We start from the raw sequence: 20,050 nt of genomic DNA, 5'->3' as shown, positions 1-20,050 counted from the left end.
ATTAATTAATTGGATTGTGAATAGTAACTAATTTTGTACCGTCAGGGAAAACTGCTTCTATTTGGACTTCATCAACCATTTCAGGGATGCCCTCCATAACTTGTGATTTTGAAAGCCATGTAGTTCCCTCTGACATTAATTGACTTACACTTTTTCCATCTCGCGCTCCTTCAAGAACTTGAAAACTCAAAAAAGCAACTGTTTCAGGATAATTAAGCTTAAGACCTCGACTAAGTCTTCTTTCAGCTAAGAGCGCAGCAGAAAAAATCAATAATTTATCCTTTTCTTGAGGTGAAAGATGCATAATAAAAAATTAATCTATAAATTCTTAAAAAAGGTTCTTTCTGAACATAATTAATAATTCATAGAATCTTGTAAAGGCCATACACCTTGATATTTTGGCTCACAGAATCCACAAACAGACCTAATTTGTTTCCAAATACAAAAAAAACATTTCCTTGCATCTTGAGAAGAATCCCCTAGGAATCTTACAGAGATTCCATTTTCAAGAATTCCAATAGATAAATGATTATCACTTTCATTAAAAATCTTTTTTATATTTCCCACCAGATTATTAATTTTTGATTTAGAAAAATCTTTTTCGCAAATCCATATTAAGGATCCAAAAACGGGCATGTAATCCATGCCTGACTTGGCCACATAACTTGCTTTAGATAATTCAATTTGATCAACATATTCCCATTCATCATATAAATCATTATTTCTTATAATTTCTAATTTCGACCTAAAAACTCCATTTTCGATAGACTCTCCCGCAGAAGATCTTCCAAGTCTTATTAAATCAGTAAATAAGAAACTTGAAGTTTCTGAAATAGATACTTTAAAGTTTTGATAATATAAACCATTTGCAAAGATAATTGTTTCTTGGGGGAGATATTCTAAATGAGAATTATCAAGAATCTTTATGAGATTCTTTTGCTTTGAAAAACTTCCTTTTGGATAGATTTTAGATCTTCCAACTGATCCATATACTTTCTGAGCAGAAGAAGTAGTTAATAAAACCTTTGAGTTTTTTTCAAGATTTACTTCAAACTCAAGTAAATCTCCTCCTACCAATCCCCCTGCAGTATGTAGAACAGGCAAAATGCATCTGCCTTCCATATCATGAGTAGACTTTAATAACTTATAAGGAGAAGTTGATTTAGATTTAAAGATTGTTTTATCAACATTTCCTAAACTTGCTTTATTATTGAAAAAATTTAAGAAACAATTACCTTCCCATGAAGTTTTTATCATAAATTATTTTCTTTAATTACTAAATTAAAGTAACCAAAAATTATGAATATGAAAATGAATAAACAAATTGTTGTAACTGATTGGATTGAGGAAAAACCGCGATTAGGTTCATTTTTAAAACTTACCTTAAGCTCAGATGAAAGGAAAATCTTACGAGGTAAAAGATTAACTGATTGTGATCAAGAAATAATCTTACAATTACCTAGAAAGGGCAAATTAAATGATGGAGATATTCTCTCAACTAATGATTCCAATTTTTATGTAGAAATAATTGCCAAAACAGAAGATTTGATTGAAATAAGGTCTAATTCCAAAATTGAGCTTATAAAAATAGCTTATCATCTAGGAAATAGGCACGTGGAAGTAGAAATCGAAGAAGACATTCTTCTAACAAAAAGTGATTATATCATTAAAAAAATGCTTCTTAACTTTGAAGTTGATTTAAAAAATACCAAGAAAAAGTTTTTTCCGGAAAGAGGTGCCCATAGTCATGAGTAAAAGTCACTTAATAAAATATTTATTAATAAGTCCTAACCTACCTGTTGGAGGATTTTGTTATTCGGAGGGAATGGAGAGTTATCTGCAGAGTAAAAATTTAAAAGATTCAAATTCTGTTAAAGATTTAATTATAAGTGAACTAAAAATTGGCCAGATCAGACTAGATGCCAGACTATTACTAGATTTTTTTGATATTTTCAAAGAGATTAACGACAGCAAAAATTTAGAAAGTAATTTGCAAAAACTATTGAGTTTGGATAAATGGATCCTCTCATCAAAGGACTCTCTCGAAATGAGAGAACAACAAATTCAAATGTCAAAATCTCTATTTGATTTAACCAAAGAATTTGGATTTGAATATCTATATAAAAATGATAAAAAAAGCTCCTGGTCATTAGCGTGGAGTTGGGCTTGTTATTGTTTTGAAATTACGAAGTTAGAAATGGTTGAGAATTTTTTCTACGCGTGGAGTGCAAACCAACTTAGTGCAGCATTAAGGATTATTCCTATTGGGTCAACAAAAGCACAATTAATTCAAAGAGACTTATTATGTGAAATTTCAAAAGTTTCTGAAGAAATCATGGACAAAGAAATTGATGACATATATTTTGGCAATGTAGGTTTAGCTATGGCACAACAAAATCATAATGACCTTTATACAAAACTTTTTAGAAATTAATTTATGAGCAGCAAATTGAGAGTAGGAGTTGCTGGGCCGGTAGGTTCGGGAAAAACTGCATTAGTAGAGAATCTATGCTTAAGCCTAAAAAATAATTATGAGATAGCAGTTGTTACCAATGATATCTATACCAAAGAAGATGCGAACTTTCTAATAAATAAAAAAGTTTTAGAGGAAGGAAGGATTATTGGTGTAGAAACAGGAGGTTGTCCTCATACAGCGATAAGAGAGGATTGTTCATTAAATAAGAATGCAGTTTTAGATTTAGAAAATAAATATAATCCTCTAGATTTTGTTTTTGTAGAAAGTGGAGGCGATAATTTAGCATCTAGTTTTAGTCCAGAACTTGTAGACTTATCAATATATGTTATTGATGTATCTGCAGGAGATAAAATTCCTAGAAAAGGGGGACCGGGGATAACAAGATCAGATTTATTATTAATAAACAAAATTGACTTAGCAGATATGGTTGGTGCAGATTTAAATATTATGAAAAGAGATACGGAATTTATGAGAAAAGGGAAACCTTGGTTTTTTACCAACCTTAGTAGCGGCTTAGGAGTTGAAGAAATAACTCAGTTTTTAGAATCACATATACCAAACAATCGAAACTAGAAAATGTTCATTACATATATATTGGATTCAACAAAAAGTTACGACTGATACAAAACTAATCCTCACTCGTTAATAACTTTTATTTTATCCCCCTATTGAGGGTCAATTACCTAATTTATCCTAATTCATGAGAATTTCAAGGCGTATTTTGGCAGGATTAGCTACTGCCTCACTTGCGGTCACAGCAACTTCATGTGGTGGAGGTGGAACCTCCGGAAGTTTCGACGACACAGTAACCGTCGGTATTTTGCATTCGTTATCTGGAACAATGGCAATTTCTGAATCAACCCTTGTTGATACTGAAAAAATGGCTATTGAAGAGATAAATGCTGCTGGTGGTGTAAAAGTTGGCGGTAAAAGCTACAAAATAGAATACATAGTTGAAGATGGTGCATCTGACTGGCCTACTTTTGCTGAAAAATCTAAGAAACTAATAGATCAAGACGGAGTTCCTGTCGTATTTGGTGGTTGGACATCTGCTAGTAGAAAGGCAATGTTACCAGTTTACGAATCAAAGGATGCTTTCCTTTATTACCCAATTCAATATGAAGCTCAAGAATGTTCTAACAACATCTTCTATACAGGAGCCACACCAAACCAACAGTCAGAACCCGCTACAGATTTCATGTATAAGCGTTCTCCAGCAGCAGGTGGAGATTTCTTCCTTGTAGGTTCTGATTATGTTTTCCCAAGAACTTCAAACACAATCACTAAAGCTCAGGTAAAACAGTTAGGAGGTAAAGTTGTTGGAGAGGATTACCTTCCATTAGGAAATACTGAAGTTGCTCCAATTATCTCAAAAATCAAGAAGGCGCTTCCTGAAGGTGGAATAATCATTAATACACTTAATGGTGACCAAAACGTTGCATTCTTCAAACAGATTCAAGATGCTGGTATCACGCCTTCAAGTGGCTACTACGTAATGAACTATTCAATAGCTGAAGAAGAGATTAGTACAATTGGTCCTGAGTTCCTTGAAGGTCACTTTGGCGCTTGGAATTACATGATGTCAATCGATACTCCTGCATCTAAGAAATTTGCTGCAAGTTTCAAGAAAAGATGGGGATCTGATCGTGTTGTAGCTGATCCTCAAGAATCTGCATATAACATGGTTTATTTATGGAAACAGGCAGTTGAAGATGCTGGAACATTCGACGACAACGCAGTAAGGGAAGCCCTTGTTGGACAAAAGTTTGATGCCCCACAAGGTCCTGTTGAAGTTATGCCTAATCATCACTTATCTCAAACAGTAAGAATTGGAGAGATTAATGCAGAGGGTGGATTTACAATCCTTGAAGAAACAGGAGTTGTTCTTCCTCAAGCATGGAACCAAAAGCATCCAAGTTCAAAAGGATTTGCATGCGATTGGACAGATCCTTCAAAAGGAGAAAAGTATAAGCTTTAATCTAATTAAAACCTATACTTCAAAATAAAAGGAGGTTAACACCTCCTTTTATTTTATATAATCAAATATTTTCTTTTCTAAATTGGAGTTACTTCTCGATAGTCTTTTTAATGGTGTTGCAATCGGATCTGTACTACTTGTTGCTGCACTAGGTCTAGCAATTGTTTTTGGTCTTATGGGTGTAATAAATCTTGCCCATGGAGAACTTATGATGCTTGGTGCTTACACAACATATGTAACACAATTAATTTTCAAATTACCTATATTAAAACCTTTCTACAATTCATACATAATAGTTTCTATTTTCCTTGCTTTTATTGTTAGTGGAGTAGTAGGCATTCTCCTAGAAAAAACCATAATAAGAAAGCTTTATGGAAATCCACTAGAAACACTTCTCGCAACTTGGGGAGTAAGCTTGATTCTTCAACAATTTGTCAGAAGTGTACCTTTAGCTTATGGGACCGGCCTTGTTATAAGTCTATTAATTGGTTTACTCTTACCAACAACATTTTCTTCAAAAATAAAAGAATCAATAAATTTCAAATATTTTAAATTTAGTTCTTGGATATTTGCTGCTTTAACTGGGGTCCTGACAGGTGGCGTAATCTCTTCCTCTGTCAGCAAACTTAGTAGAGCAAGCGCCCGAAATGTTGATGTAACTGCCCCCTCATGGATGCGAGGTCAAATAGAAATTATTGGCACTGCATTTCCTAAAACAAGATTAATGATAATTGTCATTACTCTAATCTCTGTAATAGCAATAACATTATTTCTTAATCAAAGTGCTTGGGGGATGCGTATAAGAGCAGTTACACAGAACCGACAAATGAGTGATTGCCTTGGTATATCTACTGAAAAAGTGGACATAATTACTTTTGGTATTGGTTCTGGCTTAGCAGGAGTTGCCGGAGTAGCGGTATCTCTTCTAGGTTCTGTAGGACCAAATGTTGGAGGGAACTATATAGTTGGTTGTTTTATGGTTGTAGTGTTGGGAGGAGTAGGAAATTTATTAGGAACAGTACTTGCTTCATTTGGAATAGGAATAATGACTGACTTAATTGGAGCTGGAAGACTCTTATCAATATGGCCAAATATGCCTTTACCTTTATCAAACACAATCAACTTTTTTGCGACCACAAGTATGGCAAGAGTAATGATATTTGCACTAATTGTTATATTCTTACAATTTAAACCTACAGGTCTATTTCCTCAAAAAGGAAGGATGGTTGAAAACTAATGTCCTTTGGTAAATTTAAATTTGATAAAAAAATAGTATTATCTTTTTGGATAATATTAATAGCCTTAATTATTGCAGCACCAACTCTACTCCCTGTTTTTAGACTAAACCTTCTTGGTAGATATTTATCCTTATCCATAGTTGCACTTGGCGTTGATCTTATCTGGGGATATACAGGTTTACTAAGTCTTGGACAAGGTATATTTTTTGCACTAGGTGGATATTGTGCAGCAATGTATTTGCAAATAACCAGCTCCTCTGAATTCCCAAATAATATTCCTGAGTTTTTTGCATTATATGGTGTTGAAAAATTACCTTTTTTCTGGGAACCTTTTAGATCTCCTGTTTTTACCTTTTTCGCTATCTGGATAATTCCTGCATTGGTTGCTGGTTTAATTGGATTTCTTGTTTTCAGGAATAGAATCAAAGGGGTTTATTTTTCTATACTTACCCAAGCTTCTCTTCTTGTATTCTTTAACTTCTTTAATGGACAACAAAAACTTATAAATGGAACAAATGGATTAAAAACAGATGTAACACAACTATTAGGTCAGATGGTGGGTTCTGAGTCCATGCAAAGACTATTCTTTTGGGTAACCGCCATAATAGTAATAGCATCATGGTTTTTTGCGAAGTGGGTAGTTAAAGGGAGATTTGGCAATATTCTTATAGGAATTCGAGATGATGAACCAAGAGTTAGGTTTACAGGATACAATCCAGTAATATTCAAGACTATAATATTTTCTATCGCTGGAGGTCTTGCTGGAATTTCAGGAGCTTTATATACTGTTCAGTCTGGCATAGTATCCCCTCAATTCATGACAGTTCCCTTTTCCATCGAAATGGTTATCTGGGTTGCAGTTGGAGGTAGAGGAACTTTATTGGGAGCAATACTTGGAGCAGTTTTCATCAACTACGCAAAAAGTCTAGTAAGTGAAGCATTACCTGCGAGCTGGATGTTTATTCAAGGAGGATTATTTATTTTAGTTGTAACAGCTCTGCCAGAAGGAGTTTTAGGATGGATTCAAGGAGATGGTCCTAGGAATCTTCTTCAAAGATTTGGTTTAAAAAGAAAGATTGAAACCTATCCAAGCTTAGAAGTTAACAATAAGGAGGGGAACAATGAGTAATAAAGATCTTCTAAATTTAATAGATATTACTGTTAGTTTCGAGGGTTTTTTAGCTCTCAACAAACTTAATTTGAATTTAAAGAAAGGTGAATTAAGAGCTGTAATAGGACCCAACGGCGCAGGTAAAACAACATTTCTTGATGTAATAACGGGAAAGGTTAGGCCAACAAAAGGTGAAGTAATTTTCAAGGGGAAATCTATTGTAGGTAGAAAGGAGCATAAAATAGCCAGACTTGGAGTTGGAAGAAAGTTCCAAAGTCCAAGAATCTTTGAAAATCTAACAGTTAAAGAAAATCTTGAAATATCGGTGACAACTCCTAAAAGTCCCTTAAACCTCATAAATAAAAGTATTAAGGATGAGCAACTTAATGAGATTGAACGTCTTTTGAAAATTGTAAATTTAGTACAAAAAGTTAATTCAAAAGCTGGTTCTTTATCACATGGCCAAAAACAATGGCTAGAGATAGCAATGTTAGTAGGACAGAAGCCAGATTTAATGTTAGTAGATGAACCTGTTGCTGGTTTAACTGATGAAGAAACTGATCTTACGGCTGATTTATTAAAATCATTATCAGGAGAAAATACAGTAGTTGTAATAGATCATGATATGGAATTTATAAGAAGACTTGATAGTAATGTATCAGTATTAAATCAGGGCACAGTATTATGTGAGGGAACGATGGAAACCATACAAAAAGACAAAAAAGTTATTGATGTTTATTTAGGAAGACCTGAGGACTAGTTATGGAAAATTTACTCGAAATAAAATCTTTAAATACTTATTATGGTGAGAGTCATATTCTCAGAGATGTAGATCTAAATGTTAAATCTGGAGAAATGGTTTGTTTAATTGGTAGAAATGGAGTTGGAAAAACAACTTTATTGAAATCACTTATTGGTTTGTTAAAACAAAAAAAGGGTGATATTTATTTGATTGGTGAAAATATTAATAGAAAAGCACCTCATCAGAGGGCGAGGAAAGGAATGGCTTATGTTCCTCAAGGAAGAGAAATCATTCCATATCTATCAGTCGAAGAAAATCTTATGTTAGGGATGGAGTCTCTACCAGGTGGATTATCTAAGAACAAGAAAATAGATCCATTTATTTATGATCTCTTTCCAATCCTGAAAGACTTTCTGCAAAGGAAAGGCGGAGATCTAAGTGGAGGGCAACAACAGCAACTAGCCATTGCAAGAGCGTTGCTTGGCAAACCTCAACTTCTTTTACTTGATGAACCAACAGAGGGTATTCAACCGAATATAGTTTTAGATATTGAAAATGCAATTAATCAGATAATTAGAGATACAGGAATCGGTGTATTATTAGTAGAACAACACTTGCATTTTGTAAGGCAAGCAAATAGATATTACGCTATGCAACGCGGAGGCATTGTTGCTAGTGGAAATACTAGTGAATTAAGCCAGTCAGTTATTGACAAATTCTTAAGTGTTTAAATAGAGTAATTTCTTGAATAATCAGAAAAATTATTTTTTCATTTTTCACATCTTATAAGGTCAATACTATTTGGATGTGCATTAATATATTCATTAAATTCCATCGCTAGGGTTCTGGCTTCGTAAGCATCAAAAGCATAAAAACAATTTTCTAATCTTATATTTTGAAAGTCACGATAATGAACTGTATAGCGCTTTAAAGTATTATTTTTGATCATCTTAATTTGCTAAAAAGCAATTGGTTTATATCTCAAGAATGCCTTTGTTAATGATTAAAAGAATATCTTTTGTTGTTATCAAAATATATAAACATCAATTATGTATTTAAAGGCACTTAATCAAGGGGGGAAATAATTAATCTCCTTCTTTTTTTTGCTTGGAACCTCTCTTTTTACCTTCTATTAAAAAAACAAATTTGGATAATAAATAGCCAAAAACTGGAACCCAAAACTTTTCATAAAAAAATTTCATAAAGTATTAAGCAGCAAATGATTCATTATCTTCAATATCAGTATTGTTTATATTTATAAGCTTCAAATCTATTGAATTAAATAAATGTTGCATAAGAAGAAAATCAAGTTCCCCTTCTAACAAATTAACATCGGATAAAAGTAGATCATCAACAAAATCATCAAATGTACCGAGAAGTGAATTCACAATTAAAATTTTTTTTGTAATTATCATCGCATAAACAAAAAATGTCAACAAAAAATTGAACATTAACTTTAAAAGATTTTAAAGTTAATGAATCAAGAAAAAACATCTAAAAAATATAAAAGAACAAAAATATAAATAGAATATTAAAATCAATGCCTATTAATTAAAATTCATTTATTTTTCTTTTCTTAATTTAATATCTGTCATGATTTGAATTATCAAAGCAAAAATAATATACTTCCTAAAAGGAACTTAAAGAAATTATCATCAAACAATATAAATAATTTACAGCAAGACTATAAGTGTACCAATTCGCAAAGAATCATTTAAAAGGTTTTTTAGATGAAATAAATTTTGATAGCAAGTTAATTTGATTTTAAAAGAACTAATTTTTAAAAATTATTTATTAATTAGCTCAAAGTAACCATTTCTATTAAGCAAATACTTATCAAACCAAAGGCTTAATAGATTATCTAATCCAATTCCATTCATTTTATTTATTTGTGAACTCTTGTAGTCTGAAAGTGCAAGCAATAAATATGGAAAAATCATATCAGAAACTCCTTTTGGCAGTTTTTCTAAAGGCACACCATGTGCTCTATCCCATAAAATTTGCATATCCTGAGAGAACAAGGTGCTCCAATAGTCAAAATTACAATATAACTTATCTGGAGGGAGCAGATTTATAGATAAAACTGGAAAAGATGAATTCATGGGAATAAAATTTTATGGATTAATTGAATTTAAGCTTTTGAAATGGCAATTAATAATTTCTAATAAGAAAATCTCCCGACAAATACACACTAAACTTAACGCACAGTACAGCACTTAGCAACACTTTTAAGTATGATATTTATCCATCATTTCCTGAAATTTAAGGAACGATAAGAACTTTTTATAAGTTTGCAAATCAAAATCCCTGTGAATTGCTTCATTTGAATGGATTGATTTACTGGGACTATAATGCAATCCTAATTTATTATTAATTATTAATTTTGCTTTTTCTGTAATGTCAGCAGAATTATCAGGTAAGTTTTTTGAATTATCATTATTTGATTGATACGATTGAGTTACTAGCCCATTATTTTTATTAAATATACCTCTTGTAGAAAGTGCTTCCTCTACCAAAATACTTATTATTTTTGAAATACTTAAATTGTTCTCTATGCTCAAATTATCAATTATCCTCATAACGTCATCCCTTGGAATAAACCCAACTCTTTTTTTCTTGGTAGGCATTTAAAAATTAATTAAAGTACAGCACTTGACTGTAATAAGTGTTGCACTATATTCATTATAAGTCAATTAAATCCAAATGATCTTACCAACAACCTTACTTTTAGGAGCCCTTGGATATCTTTTCTACACCTCAAAAAATGAACTTTCACTAGATCACATTGACACTAAAGAAGAAGAAAATGATGATTTGTATAAGGATTTAGAAGATCTATTTATTTAAAATTATTCACTTCATAAAAAAAACTTTGTTTCTTGACTAAATATATACAAAACCTTAAACATAATTAGAATAAAAGTAAAAATATAAAATAAATGACTGTTCATCAAGATTACGAAATAAAAATCAATCTAAATGAATTGATTGAGAAGAGAATTCCATGTTGTGATTTACTTCATCCAGATCATTGTCTAACTGAAAAACAAGTCTCTGAAATTGCACATGATATTCGTATGGATTTAAATTTGCATGATCTTTACAAGCAAGTGGATCAACACATCATGAATTACGTAAATGCAGCTGGTATTGATAACAAAGACCATTGGGTTGAGCCACATCTTCCAGATTTGGAGAGAGATTTAAAAGAAGAAGTTGGTATAGAATTTGATTGATTTTTTTTAATACAAAAGAAATTAATAAATGTATTTTTTTTCTAAATCATCTATTAATTTATAAATACTTTTAGCTGATCTCTTTCTTTTTTTTAAAATTCTAAAAACTATAAATCCAATCAATACTGCAAAAATAGGTGTGAAAATAATAATTTCATGATTCATAACCATCAAACAGAAGCATATTATTAAAATTATTAAAAAGTCTGCACCAATAAAATAGGTACTTTATACATATATCTTTCACTATAAAAAATTAAGATTTCTCATAGATAAGTAAAATAATTAAAATTTTTTGTAAATTATGTTGGTATAAATTTCAATTCAATAAAGATAATGATTAATTATTTTGCTTTAACAGTAACTGAGATGGGAATCGGCAAGATAGAGTTAGCAGTTATTGGCGCGGTAATTTTAATATTTCCAGTTTTATTTGTTTATGCATCTAAAAACCTTGATGCTAAGGGTGTTTTCGAATGGATGATGGAGAAACCAAATGATTGGATAGGTAAAAAATAAGACTTTAACAATTTACATTTTCTAGTTAAATTTTAAATTTTCTAATTTACTAATAGCAAAATCATAAACTTGGCAATTATTTTCTAAATCATTAACTATTGAATTTTTTAATAGAGAATAATCTATAAACTTATTGAGTTTATTATTTTTAAATTCCTTATTAGTCTCTCCAATAGCAAATGCCAAAGCTCCGTCATAAGAAATTCCGAATTTGGTAGTGTTGCAATAAGTTCTAGTGAACTTATTAGAAATCTTTTTAGTATACTTTTCAAGAGTTTTAGAGGAAGTATCTAATGAGTAAACTGGACTATTAAATAGAAGCAGCAAAGTTAAAATGAATATCGTAAAAACTCTTCTGATCATAAAATTTCATAAATTGCAGGATTAATATAGTTTAGAATTTAACTTCGCGGTCTAAGTTTTATTAAAAATATAAAAATTAAAATATTGTTAAAGGTAACAGCTATTTCATATTTTTGAAGATAAAAACTCTCTAAATGAGTACTTTAAAGTTTGAATTTTTTTTGGTATTTTTTTTAAAAAACGCCTTAATGCTTTCGGCATAGTAAAAACCTATCAATAATTAATAGATAACAAATAATACTTGGGTATTCAATAAATAATTATCCAAAAATAAGTAAATTAATTATTAAATATATGAATTGAGCTATGGAAATGTATTTGAACATGAATTATTGTTTAATTGAGTAATAAATACAAATTAAATATGGCACTACCAGAACTTATATACGCTCCTATAGATGGCGGAACTATACATAGATATGAGATTAGTGGTGGCAAGAGAAAATTCTTAAGATTTATAGGTTGTTATTTAGGCCAGTGTAATTTCCACAAAAATATTGATGATGCTATTGATTACATAAAAAATTTGAAAGAATCACAAAAGATACAAAAAACATGAAATAAAGACACATAAATACTAAAGCGAATCAATATTTTTCAATAACTACATATTTATTGCTACAAATAATAGAGAATTTTCTTTTTATAAGAAATTGATTATTTACTTGGGTTATAGTTCCGAAAGATAAACAGTCAATTAAAAAAGAAATTAATTTATGGAAAACAGACAAATTAATTTTTTTAAATCAAAAGACTTTAATACCGTTCTTAAGCCATTTAAAAAAGGAACGGTAGTAAAAATTGACTCGTTAGATATTAGAGAAAAACAAAATGAATTAAAAATAGGTTTATTTGGTTGGTATGCAATTTGTCCTTCAAAAGAACTAAAAAAAAATAAGCTGAATTATTTTTCACTCTATGATGAGCCTCTTGTTCTTTATAGAGATGAGAATGAAATCGTTAGGTGCATTAAAAATATTTGTCCACATAGGGGAGCCTCTTTTTTTGGAGGAACACTTTCAGATGGAGTTATAACCTGTCCATATCATGGAGCTAAATTCTCATCTGGGGGAAGTTGCCAAAATCTAGATAGAATAACATGTAGTCACATAGTTGATAATAACTACGATAACTACGCCAAAAGAATTCACTTATCTCAATACAAAGCTCTAGAAAAGAATGGATATATTTTTGTACATTACTCTAAAAAATCCGACACAGATTTAAACAATATTAGTGAAGATTCACCAATAAGTAACTACGATTTAACTGATAATGGTTTTTCAGAAAAGGATTATGTATTTGAAGAAGCATTAGTCGACTTTAAATGTGATTGGTCAAGGATAATTGAAAATCACTTAGATATCCTTCATCTATTTTGGGTTCACGGTGATACAATTCCTGACAAAGATGTTAATAAAAATGTACTAGTTAGTTTCAACCAGAAAATTAATGTTACACCTAAATATATTGAAAGTATTTATTACTACAAGAAAAACCCTAAAAATGAATTTATCCGGATAAAATACATCCCACCTGGACGAATATTAATTTATAAAGGTAATCCTTCTGCAGCTAGATATTTACAAGTTTTAGATCATATTCCACTAGGAGATAACAAAGCAAGAGTAATAGTTAGGCACTATAGGAAATTTCTAAAAAATAAACTACTTAACAACCTCTTATTATTTAAAGAGAATCAAAGAAAGATTTTTTATAAAATATTTGATGAGGATTATATGATTTTAAAAACGCAAACATATAATCACAATATGGGATATGTAAGTAAAGATGAAATAAAATTATTGGGAGAAGATAGAATAATAAATTACTTTTGGAAATGGTATAAGAAGTCTGAAGATAAAGATCAACCTTGGAGAAATATTAATAAAACTCAAAATCTAAATGTATACGACAAAGTTATAATGAAATATCCACCTGAGGTAAAGAAATTAGAAATTATAAATAATATAAATATTATAAGAAAAACATTTATACGATTTGCTGCACCTCTTATATTTTTTATGTTAATAATATAATTTATGAAGAAAGTAAATAGACCTTCATGGTTGAATTGGCTTTATCTTTTGATATTTATTTTAAGCTCAATTCAATTAATTATATTTTGGAGCAATAAGTTCTAGTGGTTAATAACTTTTGGTTTGAGGCAAAAAATATAAATTGTTTTAAAAATGGCTTTAGAGTAATAAAAGATTTAAATTTGAAGATAGCGTATTCAGAGAATGTAATATTAATTGGACCAAATGGCTCGGGTAAGTCATCTTTAATAGAAGTAATTAATAGAAACATATATCCTGTAATAGCTAATGAATCGAAATTAAAAATATTTGGCAAAGAACTTATAAATTTATGGGAACTAAGAAAAAGAATAAGTACCGTAAATAATGATATAAGAAATAGAATAAATCCAAATCTGCAAGTTTTTGATTTAATTTTAAGTGGACTATATGGAAGGTATTGTTACGTACAAAATAAAACTGAAAGAGACTCTTATAAGGTTGAAAAAATAATGAAGAAAATGAATATTTCTAATTTATCTAAAAAATATTTTTCCTATTTATCAGATGGAGAAAAAAAAATTTCTCTCATTGCTAGGGCGTTAATAAAAAAACCAGATATCTTAATCTTAGATGAACCAATTGCAAATTTAGATTATAAATCAAAATTTTTTGTAGTTGATAAGATTAATGAATTATCAAAATTAAATACCAGAATTTTTTGCGTTACTCATGATATCTCTATGATTACAAGAATATATGATCGCGTCCTAATGCTAAAAGATGGCAAGATAATCGCAGATGGTCATCAAAATAAGGTTATAAATAGTGAGAATCTTAATAAGTTATACGGCATTGATGTAGAGGTAGCAAAAAATAATGGACTTTGGAATATAAACAGATTATCTAAATAACAATTATAAAAATAGCTATGGCAATAGCAAGAAATACAAACTTTTTGCTTTTTAAAAATGAAGAAGATTTATTTTTAAATGAAGAAGATCCACATTTAGAGCAGACAATCTTACCTCCTAAAGAACGATCTGAGACAAAAGAAGAACTTCCACAATTAAAACAAACTCTATTTACGCTCATCTAAAATAAAATTTTCGCAATTCTAAATAAATTATATTGCTAAATACTATGTAAAGAAAAGCTTCAGAATCAATATGATAATGAGAATCTATTGCAATAAGTAAATTTATAGTGCATAATTGATAATAATTCTCATTATCATATTTAAATTAATGAATTTCCATAGTTATGGAGAATCTCCGTCAAAGTTAGTAAGGATAATAACTGGACAATCCGTATTGATAGATCCTTCATCAAGACCAAAAGGGACTTGCCTAGAAGTCGAGAGTGGAATTGCAAGAGTTTATTGTCCTTGTGAAGAAACCGAAGGAATGACACTCGCATTTTTACAATCAGGAGATCAATTAAGGACAGACCTACTATGTAGCGAAGGTGTCTGCGTTGAAGCCCTAACAGATTTGTCGTTTCACAGCAATGTAAATATTGATCAGAATATGGGTTTCGATGCAGTAAATGAATGGACTTTGCAACTCCTTAGGATTAGACACTTAGGAAATGCAGAACAGCGATTACAAGCCTTGTTTTCAATACTAGTAAATCGTCTAGGTAGAAGATGTGGCCAATGGTGTGAGTTACCTTTTAGGTTAACTCACGAAAGGATTGGCGAATTAATCGGTTCTACACGAGTAACATCAACAAGATTAATTTCTAAATTAAGATCATCTGAGTTATTAGTAGCTCCTATCGGGACCCAAACAGTAAGTGTTGCCCCTTCTTTTATTGAAACATCGCCACTATAAAAACATGAAGGAATCACAATCACTTACAAACAACTTGTTAATGGAAGTTGATGTTTTATCGAATAGACTCAGAAATATCAAGCAATCTTTCAAAACAACAGAAAACGAAGCATTGAAGGTAAGGTTATTTACTGAAAACAAAAATATTTTTAAAAGGGTTAATGAAATTTATAAAATCGCTAAGCTCTTAAACAAAAATAATGAGAAAATAAACTTTTCTAATTTACTTTTTGAAATAACCAAAAGAACATTGAATGAAAATAAATTTGAAAGTAATTTATTTTTTATTTAAATCACTATCTATTAATAAGATTGCCGAAGGTTGATTAGAAGCAAACTTTACCTTGCCCAGTATATTCGCAAATTCATCTTCTGATTGTGTTTGAGCATCTATAATTGGATCTAAAAATACGTTAGTTCTTGTATCTGAAATTCTTTCTGATATGGAATAAAGTTGTTGCAAAGATGAAGTTAAATCAGCCTCCATGTTAAAAGAATAAGAAATAAGCTCCTCTATAGAATCCCATGTTTGAATTGGTGCAGGAATTTCATCTAATTTTACGCTTTGTCCTCTTGCGATTAAGTAATCTGCAAATTTCTGAGCATGTTCCATTTCACCTTGTGATTCACTTAGAAAATGTGAAGCAAATCCATTTAAATCACGTTCTTGAAACCATAGATACATAGAAAAATACTGAACATTGGCATATCTTTCCATTGTTAGATGCTCAAAAATGTTATCTAATAAACTATTGTCTATCGGTTGAGCAACAGCTCTTCCAGATGGACCAAAATTAATTAATTTCTTTGTCTTTAAATTATTTGCATTCATATTCGAATAAGGAGCTACATAAATAATACAACATTTTGTATAAATTAGTAATTAATAAATCCTTTAAATTAAATTAAATAATATGATAATGAAAATCACTCGCAATACTATAAATGAATTTAGAGTACAGTTTTTCTGAACTGCTTTTAACTAATAAAATATATAAAAATAAAAAAAAGAAATGTAAAAAGAAAAAATGCTCTAATTGGAAGGGAGGGAAGTGTAATTGCCTATAATTAAATTTTATATATATACCTTATGTGCTCCAGGATATAAAAAATAATAACTATTTTTATTTATAGAAAGAGAACATTTATCACCATTATTTAGGAGATTATTAATATCAGTTCTAACCCGCAATATGTTTCCATTAATAGTTACTTTATATATAAGAAATTCTCCAAAAAATTCTTTAGATATTACTTTCGCATTTCCAGATTCTGATCTTTTAATTGAAATAAATTTAGGCGAAATTGACATATTTTTAATATTTGCATTTTGTAAAATCCCTGAACTATTTATTTCACCTAAACAAGACTTATATGAATTACCAATCTTTTTGAGATTAATAATATTATTTCCCAAAATAAAACTACTAACAAATGCAGTCTTGGGATTATTAAGGAGATTGATAGGCGTATCAATTTGATGAATTTTACCCTCATTCATAACTGCCACTTTATCGCAAATTGACATAGCTTCTTCAGGATCATGAGTAACCATCAATCCACTTGTATTACAACCTTTTAGAATATTTGGGAGTTCACTTCTCAATTTAAGTTTTACATGCATATCAAGACTACAGAAGGGTTCATCTAACAAAATAAAATTTGTTCCTGGAGCAAGAGCCCTCGCAATTGCAAGTCTTTGTTTTTGGCCTCCAGACAATTCATGTGGGTACCTTCCAATAAAACTATCAAGACCAACAACATTTAATAAATAGTCAACTCTAGATCTATCTTTTTTGTTTTTCAAACCAAACATCACATTTTCCATAACAGTCAAGTGAGGGAAAAGTGCGTAATCTTGAAAAACCATACCAATATTTCTTTTTTCAGGGCTAAGGATTTTTTTTCTACTAGAAATTTCCTTATCATTTAAAGAAATCCTTCCTTTAGAGGGATATTCGAACCCTGCGATTAATCTTAAAAGAGTAGTTTTTCCGCAGCCAGAAGGACCAAGCAAACCCAATAATTCGCCATTTTCAACTTTAAGGTTAATATCGTTTAATATCCAACTTGAATATTTTCGCTTATCGTATTTATGATGCAGTTCATCAATTAATAGCGCATCATTTTTCACTAAGTTCTTCTTATTCAAATATATTAAACTAGCAGAAAATATTCACCTTAAATATCTCTTGTATAATTTTATACACCATTTAATTTTCAATTTTTATGAGAAAGTACGAAAGAGCAGAAATAATTCGTAAGGAATTAAAAAAACTATATCCATCTCCTCCAATCCCTCTTGATCATACAAATGCATATACACTTCTCGTCGCCGTCGTTCTAAGTGCACAATCAACAGATAAAAAAGTTAACGAATTAACAAAAAGCTTATTTAAGGCTGCAGATAATCCAGAAAAAATGGTAGAGCTAGGTATTAATGGCATTTATAAATACATAAAATTTTTAGGTCTATCTAATCAAAAATCAAAGAACATTTATAAACTATCTAAACTCTTGATTGAGAAGCATAAAAGTATAGTCCCAAATACTTTTGAAAAGCTTGAATCTCTTCCAGGGGTAGGTCATAAAACAGCATCAGTTGTGATGTCTCAAGTGTTTAAAATTCCATCCTTTCCAGTTGATACGCACATACACAGATTGTCACAGCGATGGGGGCTATCTAATGGAGATAGCGTAATTCAGACAGAAAAAGACCTAAAAAAAATATTTCCTGTAAATGAATGGAATAACTTACATTTGCAAATAATCTTTTATGGCAGAGAATATTGCACAGCAAGAGGCTGCGATGGAACAAAATGTTATTTATGTCGTACTCTTTATCCCAAAAGAAAAAAAAAATTTATATGCAAAAAACCCTGAGAAATTTATATAATATCCAAATTAGTTTTTAATCATGAAAATAGCAATTACAGGTGCATCGGGAAAAACAGGTTACAGAATTTCTGAAGAAGCAGTTAAGAAAGGATATAAAGTAAGGCAAATCATTAGAAAAAATTCAAAAGTCCCAGAAGGACTAGAGAGTTTAGAAACGATTAGGGTTTCTTTAGACAAAAAAGGAGAACTTGATAAGGCTTTTGAAGATATTGACGCTTTGGTAATAGCGACTGGAGCGAGAGCATCATTAGATTTAACTGGTCCTGCAAAGGTTGATGCATTAGGGGTATATAGACAATTAGAGAGTTGCAAAAGAGTTGGTATTAAAAGAGTTATTTTAGTTAGTTCTCTTTGTACTGGTAAATTATTTCACCCATTAAACTTGTTTGGTTTAATTCTTATTTGGAAGAAAATAGGTGAAAACTTTCTACGAAATACAAATTTCGAATGGACTATTATTAGACCTGGGGGATTAAAGGAAAGTGAAGATATTAAATCAGAAAATATAAATTATTCAAAGGAGGATACTCAAATTAATGGATCAATCCCAAGACGATTAGTTGCGCAATGTTGTATAGATTCTTTGAAAAACAAAGAATCCATAAATAAATTAATAGAAATTACAAGTTCGAATGTTAATAAAAAGATATCTTTTAAAAAAGCTATGCAAATGATTTAAAAAATGTAAATATATAAAAAAAAACTATGAAAATAAACCCCAAAATTGACGCATTACAATTAATGCTTACTGATTTAAGAACTAGAAATGAACCTATAAGACATAAAGCAGCATTTAAAGGCTGTCAGCCAGAATTTCAAAGTCTTGTATCAAGGTTGATAAAGCAGTTAGAGGAAGAATTAGTTTCTGAAAAGCTTACTAATCGTGATAGTTAAAAAATTTAGATTACTTAAATGAAATTAAGTTATCTAATTTTGCTTGTTCTGAAAGTTCATCATATCCTCCAAAAAATTTATTATCCAAAAATATTTGAGGGAAAGTATTATGGCTACTTTGAGCCATTATTTTTTGGAAGCTCTCATCATTGTCTATTAAAATAATTTCATGAGGGATAGATAAAGAATTCAGCAACCTAATTGCTCTTTTAGACCAAGGACAATCCTTTAAAATATATGCTTTTACTCGTGATTCCTTTTTTAATAAATTATTACTTGAGATATTAATAATTTTTTGTTCAAATGAAAGTAATAATATATCAGTACCTTTTTTTACAATACATCCCTCCTCAAGATGCCCGCCAAAGACATTACATCCCTCATCTGCAAAACTCAAATGTAAATGAACATCTCCTTTATTAAAATGTCCATTTAAAGAAACTATCTCTAGATTCCCCTCAAATTTATTTATCTCTTGATTTCCGGGGCATTGAATACAAACTGTTCTTAGATTACCAACCACTCCAGATACATACCCGTATAAATTCTTCGATAAAGAATATTCTTTAATTGAATTTATCAAATCAGATTCTGGAGATAGCTTTAAGCTATGAGGCTGCATTATATATGAGAAATAATTTTGTAATATAAAACATCATCATTCATAAAGAGAAGTTCAGTTTATAATCTTTATGATTCAGATTTAAATTAAATTTAAGAATCTAGCATTAAAAAACATTTA

Annotated in this window: 30 protein-coding genes; 20 read left to right on the top strand and 10 right to left on the bottom strand. The window is 30.1% G+C overall.

Annotation, left to right across the window (positions count from 1 at the left end; translation table 11 throughout):
• Position 1 precedes the first annotated feature (1 nt).
• Together HA140_RS04385 and HA140_RS04380 are read right to left on the bottom strand one after the other, a co-directional pair.
• The gene (locus HA140_RS04385; RefSeq protein ID WP_011862863.1) at positions 2-304 is read right to left on the bottom strand and encodes an urease subunit gamma; all 303 of its coding nucleotides are present in this window, start codon (positions 302-304) and stop codon (positions 2-4) included.
• A gap of 50 nt (positions 305-354) precedes the next feature.
• On the bottom strand, positions 355-1,257 hold the full coding sequence (locus HA140_RS04380; RefSeq protein ID WP_209039931.1) for an urease accessory protein UreD: 903 nt from the start codon (positions 1,255-1,257) through the stop codon (positions 355-357).
• Positions 1,258-1,305: 48 nt separating this feature from the next.
• On the opposite strand from HA140_RS04380, the gene ureE reads away from it, so the two are divergent.
• The 8 genes from ureE (at position 1,306) to urtE (ending at position 8,276) form a co-directional block, all read left to right on the top strand.
• Positions 1,306-1,755 carry an urease accessory protein UreE gene (gene ureE / locus HA140_RS04375; protein WP_209039929.1) on the top strand — a complete coding sequence of 150 codons (450 nt, stop codon included), beginning with the start codon at positions 1,306-1,308 and terminating at the stop codon, positions 1,753-1,755.
• On the top strand, positions 1,748-2,434 hold the full coding sequence (locus tag HA140_RS04370) for an urease accessory protein UreF (protein ID WP_209039928.1): 687 nt from the start codon (positions 1,748-1,750) through the stop codon (positions 2,432-2,434). The genes ureE and HA140_RS04370 overlap by 8 nt, the downstream gene beginning before the upstream one ends.
• A 3-nt stretch (positions 2,435-2,437) precedes the next feature.
• Complete coding sequence (ureG, locus tag HA140_RS04365; protein ID WP_209039927.1) at positions 2,438-3,049, top strand: urease accessory protein UreG; 612 nt, start codon at positions 2,438-2,440, stop codon at positions 3,047-3,049.
• Between the two features lie 127 nt (positions 3,050-3,176).
• Positions 3,177-4,454: an urea ABC transporter substrate-binding protein gene (gene urtA / locus HA140_RS04360; RefSeq protein WP_209039925.1), complete on the top strand. Its 1,278-nt coding sequence runs from the start codon at positions 3,177-3,179 to the stop codon at positions 4,452-4,454.
• 82 nt (positions 4,455-4,536) lie between these two features.
• Positions 4,537-5,691, top strand: a complete 1,155-nt coding sequence (gene urtB / locus HA140_RS04355; protein WP_209039924.1) for an urea ABC transporter permease subunit UrtB — start codon at positions 4,537-4,539, stop codon at positions 5,689-5,691.
• A complete protein-coding gene (gene urtC / locus HA140_RS04350; protein WP_209039922.1) occupies positions 5,691-6,821 on the top strand; it encodes an urea ABC transporter permease subunit UrtC in 1,131 nt (376 codons plus the stop codon). Before urtB ends, urtC begins: the two co-directional genes overlap by 1 nt.
• On the top strand, positions 6,814-7,563 hold the full coding sequence (gene urtD, locus HA140_RS04345) for an urea ABC transporter ATP-binding protein UrtD (RefSeq protein WP_209039920.1): 750 nt from the start codon (positions 6,814-6,816) through the stop codon (positions 7,561-7,563). The genes urtC and urtD overlap by 8 nt, the downstream gene beginning before the upstream one ends.
• Before the next feature lie 2 nt (positions 7,564-7,565).
• Positions 7,566-8,276, top strand: a complete 711-nt coding sequence (urtE, locus tag HA140_RS04340) for an urea ABC transporter ATP-binding subunit UrtE (protein ID WP_075448278.1) — start codon at positions 7,566-7,568, stop codon at positions 8,274-8,276.
• Between the two features lie 38 nt (positions 8,277-8,314).
• Here urtE and HA140_RS04335 read toward each other — a convergent pair whose 3' ends face one another.
• The 4 genes from HA140_RS04335 to HA140_RS04320 form a co-directional block, all read right to left on the bottom strand.
• Positions 8,315-8,494 (bottom strand): hypothetical protein, encoded by a 180-nt coding sequence (locus HA140_RS04335; protein WP_209039919.1) that lies wholly within the window; start codon positions 8,492-8,494, stop codon positions 8,315-8,317.
• Between the two features lie 259 nt (positions 8,495-8,753).
• The gene (locus tag HA140_RS04330; RefSeq protein ID WP_209039917.1) at positions 8,754-8,933 is read right to left on the bottom strand and encodes a hypothetical protein; all 180 of its coding nucleotides are present in this window, start codon (positions 8,931-8,933) and stop codon (positions 8,754-8,756) included.
• A 399-nt stretch (positions 8,934-9,332) separates the two neighbouring features.
• Positions 9,333-9,647 carry a hypothetical protein gene (locus HA140_RS04325; protein WP_209039916.1) on the bottom strand — a complete coding sequence of 105 codons (315 nt, stop codon included), beginning with the start codon at positions 9,645-9,647 and terminating at the stop codon, positions 9,333-9,335.
• 126 nt (positions 9,648-9,773) lie between these two features.
• Positions 9,774-10,172, bottom strand: coding sequence for a hypothetical protein (locus tag HA140_RS04320; RefSeq protein ID WP_209039914.1), 399 nt, complete (start codon positions 10,170-10,172; stop codon positions 9,774-9,776).
• A 76-nt stretch (positions 10,173-10,248) separates the two neighbouring features.
• On the opposite strand from HA140_RS04320, the gene HA140_RS04315 reads away from it, so the two are divergent.
• The 3 genes from HA140_RS04315 (at position 10,249) to HA140_RS04305 (ending at position 11,300) form a co-directional block, all read left to right on the top strand.
• Positions 10,249-10,392: a hypothetical protein gene (locus HA140_RS04315; protein WP_209039912.1), complete on the top strand. Its 144-nt coding sequence runs from the start codon at positions 10,249-10,251 to the stop codon at positions 10,390-10,392.
• A 92-nt stretch (positions 10,393-10,484) separates the two neighbouring features.
• Entirely contained in the window at positions 10,485-10,781 is a 297-nt protein-coding gene (locus HA140_RS04310; protein WP_012007619.1) for a hypothetical protein, read from the top strand.
• 336 nt (positions 10,782-11,117) lie between these two features.
• A complete protein-coding gene (locus HA140_RS04305; RefSeq protein ID WP_025955642.1) occupies positions 11,118-11,300 on the top strand; it encodes a hypothetical protein in 183 nt (60 codons plus the stop codon).
• Between the two features lie 21 nt (positions 11,301-11,321).
• Here the strand turns inward: HA140_RS04305 and HA140_RS04300 are convergent, their stop codons facing one another.
• Positions 11,322-11,663, bottom strand: coding sequence for an RNA-binding protein (locus HA140_RS04300; RefSeq protein ID WP_209039911.1), 342 nt, complete (start codon positions 11,661-11,663; stop codon positions 11,322-11,324).
• 364 nt (positions 11,664-12,027) lie between these two features.
• Here HA140_RS04300 and HA140_RS04295 point away from each other — a divergent pair, with 364 nt between their 5' ends.
• The 6 genes from HA140_RS04295 to HA140_RS04270 all read left to right on the top strand — a co-directional run bounded on the left by HA140_RS04295 (position 12,028) and on the right by HA140_RS04270 (position 15,808).
• On the top strand, positions 12,028-12,222 hold the full coding sequence (locus tag HA140_RS04295; RefSeq protein WP_025931807.1) for a hypothetical protein: 195 nt from the start codon (positions 12,028-12,030) through the stop codon (positions 12,220-12,222).
• 157 nt (positions 12,223-12,379) lie between these two features.
• Positions 12,380-13,702: a Rieske (2Fe-2S) protein gene (locus tag HA140_RS04290; RefSeq protein WP_209039909.1), complete on the top strand. Its 1,323-nt coding sequence runs from the start codon at positions 12,380-12,382 to the stop codon at positions 13,700-13,702.
• Between the two features lie 104 nt (positions 13,703-13,806).
• Positions 13,807-14,595, top strand: a complete 789-nt coding sequence (locus HA140_RS04285; RefSeq protein WP_209039908.1) for an ABC transporter ATP-binding protein — start codon at positions 13,807-13,809, stop codon at positions 14,593-14,595.
• 17 nt (positions 14,596-14,612) lie between these two features.
• Positions 14,613-14,780, top strand: coding sequence for a hypothetical protein (locus tag HA140_RS04280; protein WP_209039907.1), 168 nt, complete (start codon positions 14,613-14,615; stop codon positions 14,778-14,780).
• Positions 14,781-14,928: 148 nt separating this feature from the next.
• Positions 14,929-15,516 (top strand): Crp/Fnr family transcriptional regulator, encoded by a 588-nt coding sequence (locus tag HA140_RS04275; protein ID WP_209039905.1) that lies wholly within the window; start codon positions 14,929-14,931, stop codon positions 15,514-15,516.
• A 4-nt stretch (positions 15,517-15,520) separates the two neighbouring features.
• A complete protein-coding gene (locus HA140_RS04270) occupies positions 15,521-15,808 on the top strand; it encodes a hypothetical protein (protein ID WP_209039903.1) in 288 nt (95 codons plus the stop codon).
• Here the strand turns inward: HA140_RS04270 and HA140_RS04265 are convergent.
• Positions 15,794-16,348, bottom strand: a complete 555-nt coding sequence (locus tag HA140_RS04265; RefSeq protein WP_209039902.1) for a ferritin — start codon at positions 16,346-16,348, stop codon at positions 15,794-15,796. The genes HA140_RS04270 and HA140_RS04265 overlap by 15 nt on opposite strands.
• Positions 16,349-16,591: 243 nt before the next feature.
• Positions 16,592-17,650, bottom strand: a complete 1,059-nt coding sequence (locus HA140_RS04260; protein ID WP_209039900.1) for an ABC transporter ATP-binding protein — start codon at positions 17,648-17,650, stop codon at positions 16,592-16,594.
• A gap of 95 nt (positions 17,651-17,745) precedes the next feature.
• Between HA140_RS04260 and nth the strand changes: the two genes are divergently transcribed.
• Genes nth through HA140_RS04245 form a run of 3 tightly spaced genes read left to right on the top strand, consistent with a single transcriptional unit; the run spans position 17,746 to position 19,308 of the window.
• Positions 17,746-18,399: an endonuclease III gene (gene nth / locus HA140_RS04255; RefSeq protein ID WP_209039898.1), complete on the top strand. Its 654-nt coding sequence runs from the start codon at positions 17,746-17,748 to the stop codon at positions 18,397-18,399.
• Positions 18,400-18,433: 34 nt separating this feature from the next.
• On the top strand, positions 18,434-19,093 hold the full coding sequence (locus tag HA140_RS04250) for an SDR family oxidoreductase (RefSeq protein WP_209039897.1): 660 nt from the start codon (positions 18,434-18,436) through the stop codon (positions 19,091-19,093).
• Between the two features lie 26 nt (positions 19,094-19,119).
• Positions 19,120-19,308 carry a hypothetical protein gene (locus tag HA140_RS04245; protein ID WP_209039895.1) on the top strand — a complete coding sequence of 63 codons (189 nt, stop codon included), beginning with the start codon at positions 19,120-19,122 and terminating at the stop codon, positions 19,306-19,308.
• A 10-nt stretch (positions 19,309-19,318) separates the two neighbouring features.
• Here the strand turns inward: HA140_RS04245 and HA140_RS04240 are convergent, their stop codons facing one another.
• Positions 19,319-19,930, bottom strand: a complete 612-nt coding sequence (locus tag HA140_RS04240; protein WP_209039894.1) for a PCC domain-containing protein — start codon at positions 19,928-19,930, stop codon at positions 19,319-19,321.
• Positions 19,931-20,050 lie beyond the last annotated feature (120 nt).

It is taken from the genome of Prochlorococcus marinus CUG1417, assembly GCF_017695975.1.
Lineage (GTDB): Bacteria > Cyanobacteriota > Cyanobacteriia > PCC-6307 > Cyanobiaceae > Prochlorococcus_A > Prochlorococcus_A marinus_AG.
This window is presented reverse-complemented; position numbering and strand designations above follow the sequence as displayed.

What these genes read in the sequence shown, in the direction of transcription:
- urtD (WP_209039920.1), top strand. Translation starts at nt 6,814, where the DNA reads ATGAGTAATAAAGATCTTCTAAATTTAATAGATATTACTGTTAGTTTC.
- HA140_RS04270 (WP_209039903.1), top strand. Translation starts at nt 15,521, where the DNA reads ATGAAGGAATCACAATCACTTACAAACAACTTGTTAATGGAAGTTGAT.
- HA140_RS04380 (WP_209039931.1), bottom strand. Translation starts at nt 1,257, where the DNA reads ATGATAAAAACTTCATGGGAAGGTAATTGTTTCTTAAATTTTTTCAAT.
- urtE (WP_075448278.1), top strand. Translation starts at nt 7,566, where the DNA reads ATGGAAAATTTACTCGAAATAAAATCTTTAAATACTTATTATGGTGAG.
- ureE (WP_209039929.1), top strand. Translation starts at nt 1,306, where the DNA reads ATGAAAATGAATAAACAAATTGTTGTAACTGATTGGATTGAGGAAAAA.
- HA140_RS04280 (WP_209039907.1), top strand. Translation starts at nt 14,613, where the DNA reads ATGGCAATAGCAAGAAATACAAACTTTTTGCTTTTTAAAAATGAAGAA.
- HA140_RS04305 (WP_025955642.1), top strand. Translation starts at nt 11,118, where the DNA reads ATGATTAATTATTTTGCTTTAACAGTAACTGAGATGGGAATCGGCAAG.
- HA140_RS04275 (WP_209039905.1), top strand. Translation starts at nt 14,929, where the DNA reads ATGAATTTCCATAGTTATGGAGAATCTCCGTCAAAGTTAGTAAGGATA.
- HA140_RS04370 (WP_209039928.1), top strand. Translation starts at nt 1,748, where the DNA reads ATGAGTAAAAGTCACTTAATAAAATATTTATTAATAAGTCCTAACCTA.
- ureG (WP_209039927.1), top strand. Translation starts at nt 2,438, where the DNA reads ATGAGCAGCAAATTGAGAGTAGGAGTTGCTGGGCCGGTAGGTTCGGGA.
- nth (WP_209039898.1), top strand. Translation starts at nt 17,746, where the DNA reads ATGAGAAAGTACGAAAGAGCAGAAATAATTCGTAAGGAATTAAAAAAA.
- HA140_RS04320 (WP_209039914.1), bottom strand. Translation starts at nt 10,172, where the DNA reads ATGCCTACCAAGAAAAAAAGAGTTGGGTTTATTCCAAGGGATGACGTT.
- HA140_RS04325 (WP_209039916.1), bottom strand. Translation starts at nt 9,647, where the DNA reads ATGAATTCATCTTTTCCAGTTTTATCTATAAATCTGCTCCCTCCAGAT.
- HA140_RS04295 (WP_025931807.1), top strand. Translation starts at nt 12,028, where the DNA reads ATGGCACTACCAGAACTTATATACGCTCCTATAGATGGCGGAACTATA.
- HA140_RS04290 (WP_209039909.1), top strand. Translation starts at nt 12,380, where the DNA reads ATGGAAAACAGACAAATTAATTTTTTTAAATCAAAAGACTTTAATACC.
- HA140_RS04315 (WP_209039912.1), top strand. Translation starts at nt 10,249, where the DNA reads ATGATCTTACCAACAACCTTACTTTTAGGAGCCCTTGGATATCTTTTC.
- urtA (WP_209039925.1), top strand. Translation starts at nt 3,177, where the DNA reads ATGAGAATTTCAAGGCGTATTTTGGCAGGATTAGCTACTGCCTCACTT.
- HA140_RS04250 (WP_209039897.1), top strand. Translation starts at nt 18,434, where the DNA reads ATGAAAATAGCAATTACAGGTGCATCGGGAAAAACAGGTTACAGAATT.
- HA140_RS04300 (WP_209039911.1), bottom strand. Translation starts at nt 11,663, where the DNA reads ATGATCAGAAGAGTTTTTACGATATTCATTTTAACTTTGCTGCTTCTA.
- HA140_RS04385 (WP_011862863.1), bottom strand. Translation starts at nt 304, where the DNA reads ATGCATCTTTCACCTCAAGAAAAGGATAAATTATTGATTTTTTCTGCT.
- HA140_RS04265 (WP_209039902.1), bottom strand. Translation starts at nt 16,348, where the DNA reads ATGAATGCAAATAATTTAAAGACAAAGAAATTAATTAATTTTGGTCCA.
- HA140_RS04240 (WP_209039894.1), bottom strand. Translation starts at nt 19,930, where the DNA reads ATGCAGCCTCATAGCTTAAAGCTATCTCCAGAATCTGATTTGATAAAT.
- HA140_RS04310 (WP_012007619.1), top strand. Translation starts at nt 10,485, where the DNA reads ATGACTGTTCATCAAGATTACGAAATAAAAATCAATCTAAATGAATTG.
- HA140_RS04245 (WP_209039895.1), top strand. Translation starts at nt 19,120, where the DNA reads ATGAAAATAAACCCCAAAATTGACGCATTACAATTAATGCTTACTGAT.
- HA140_RS04335 (WP_209039919.1), bottom strand. Translation starts at nt 8,494, where the DNA reads ATGATCAAAAATAATACTTTAAAGCGCTATACAGTTCATTATCGTGAC.
- urtC (WP_209039922.1), top strand. Translation starts at nt 5,691, where the DNA reads ATGTCCTTTGGTAAATTTAAATTTGATAAAAAAATAGTATTATCTTTT.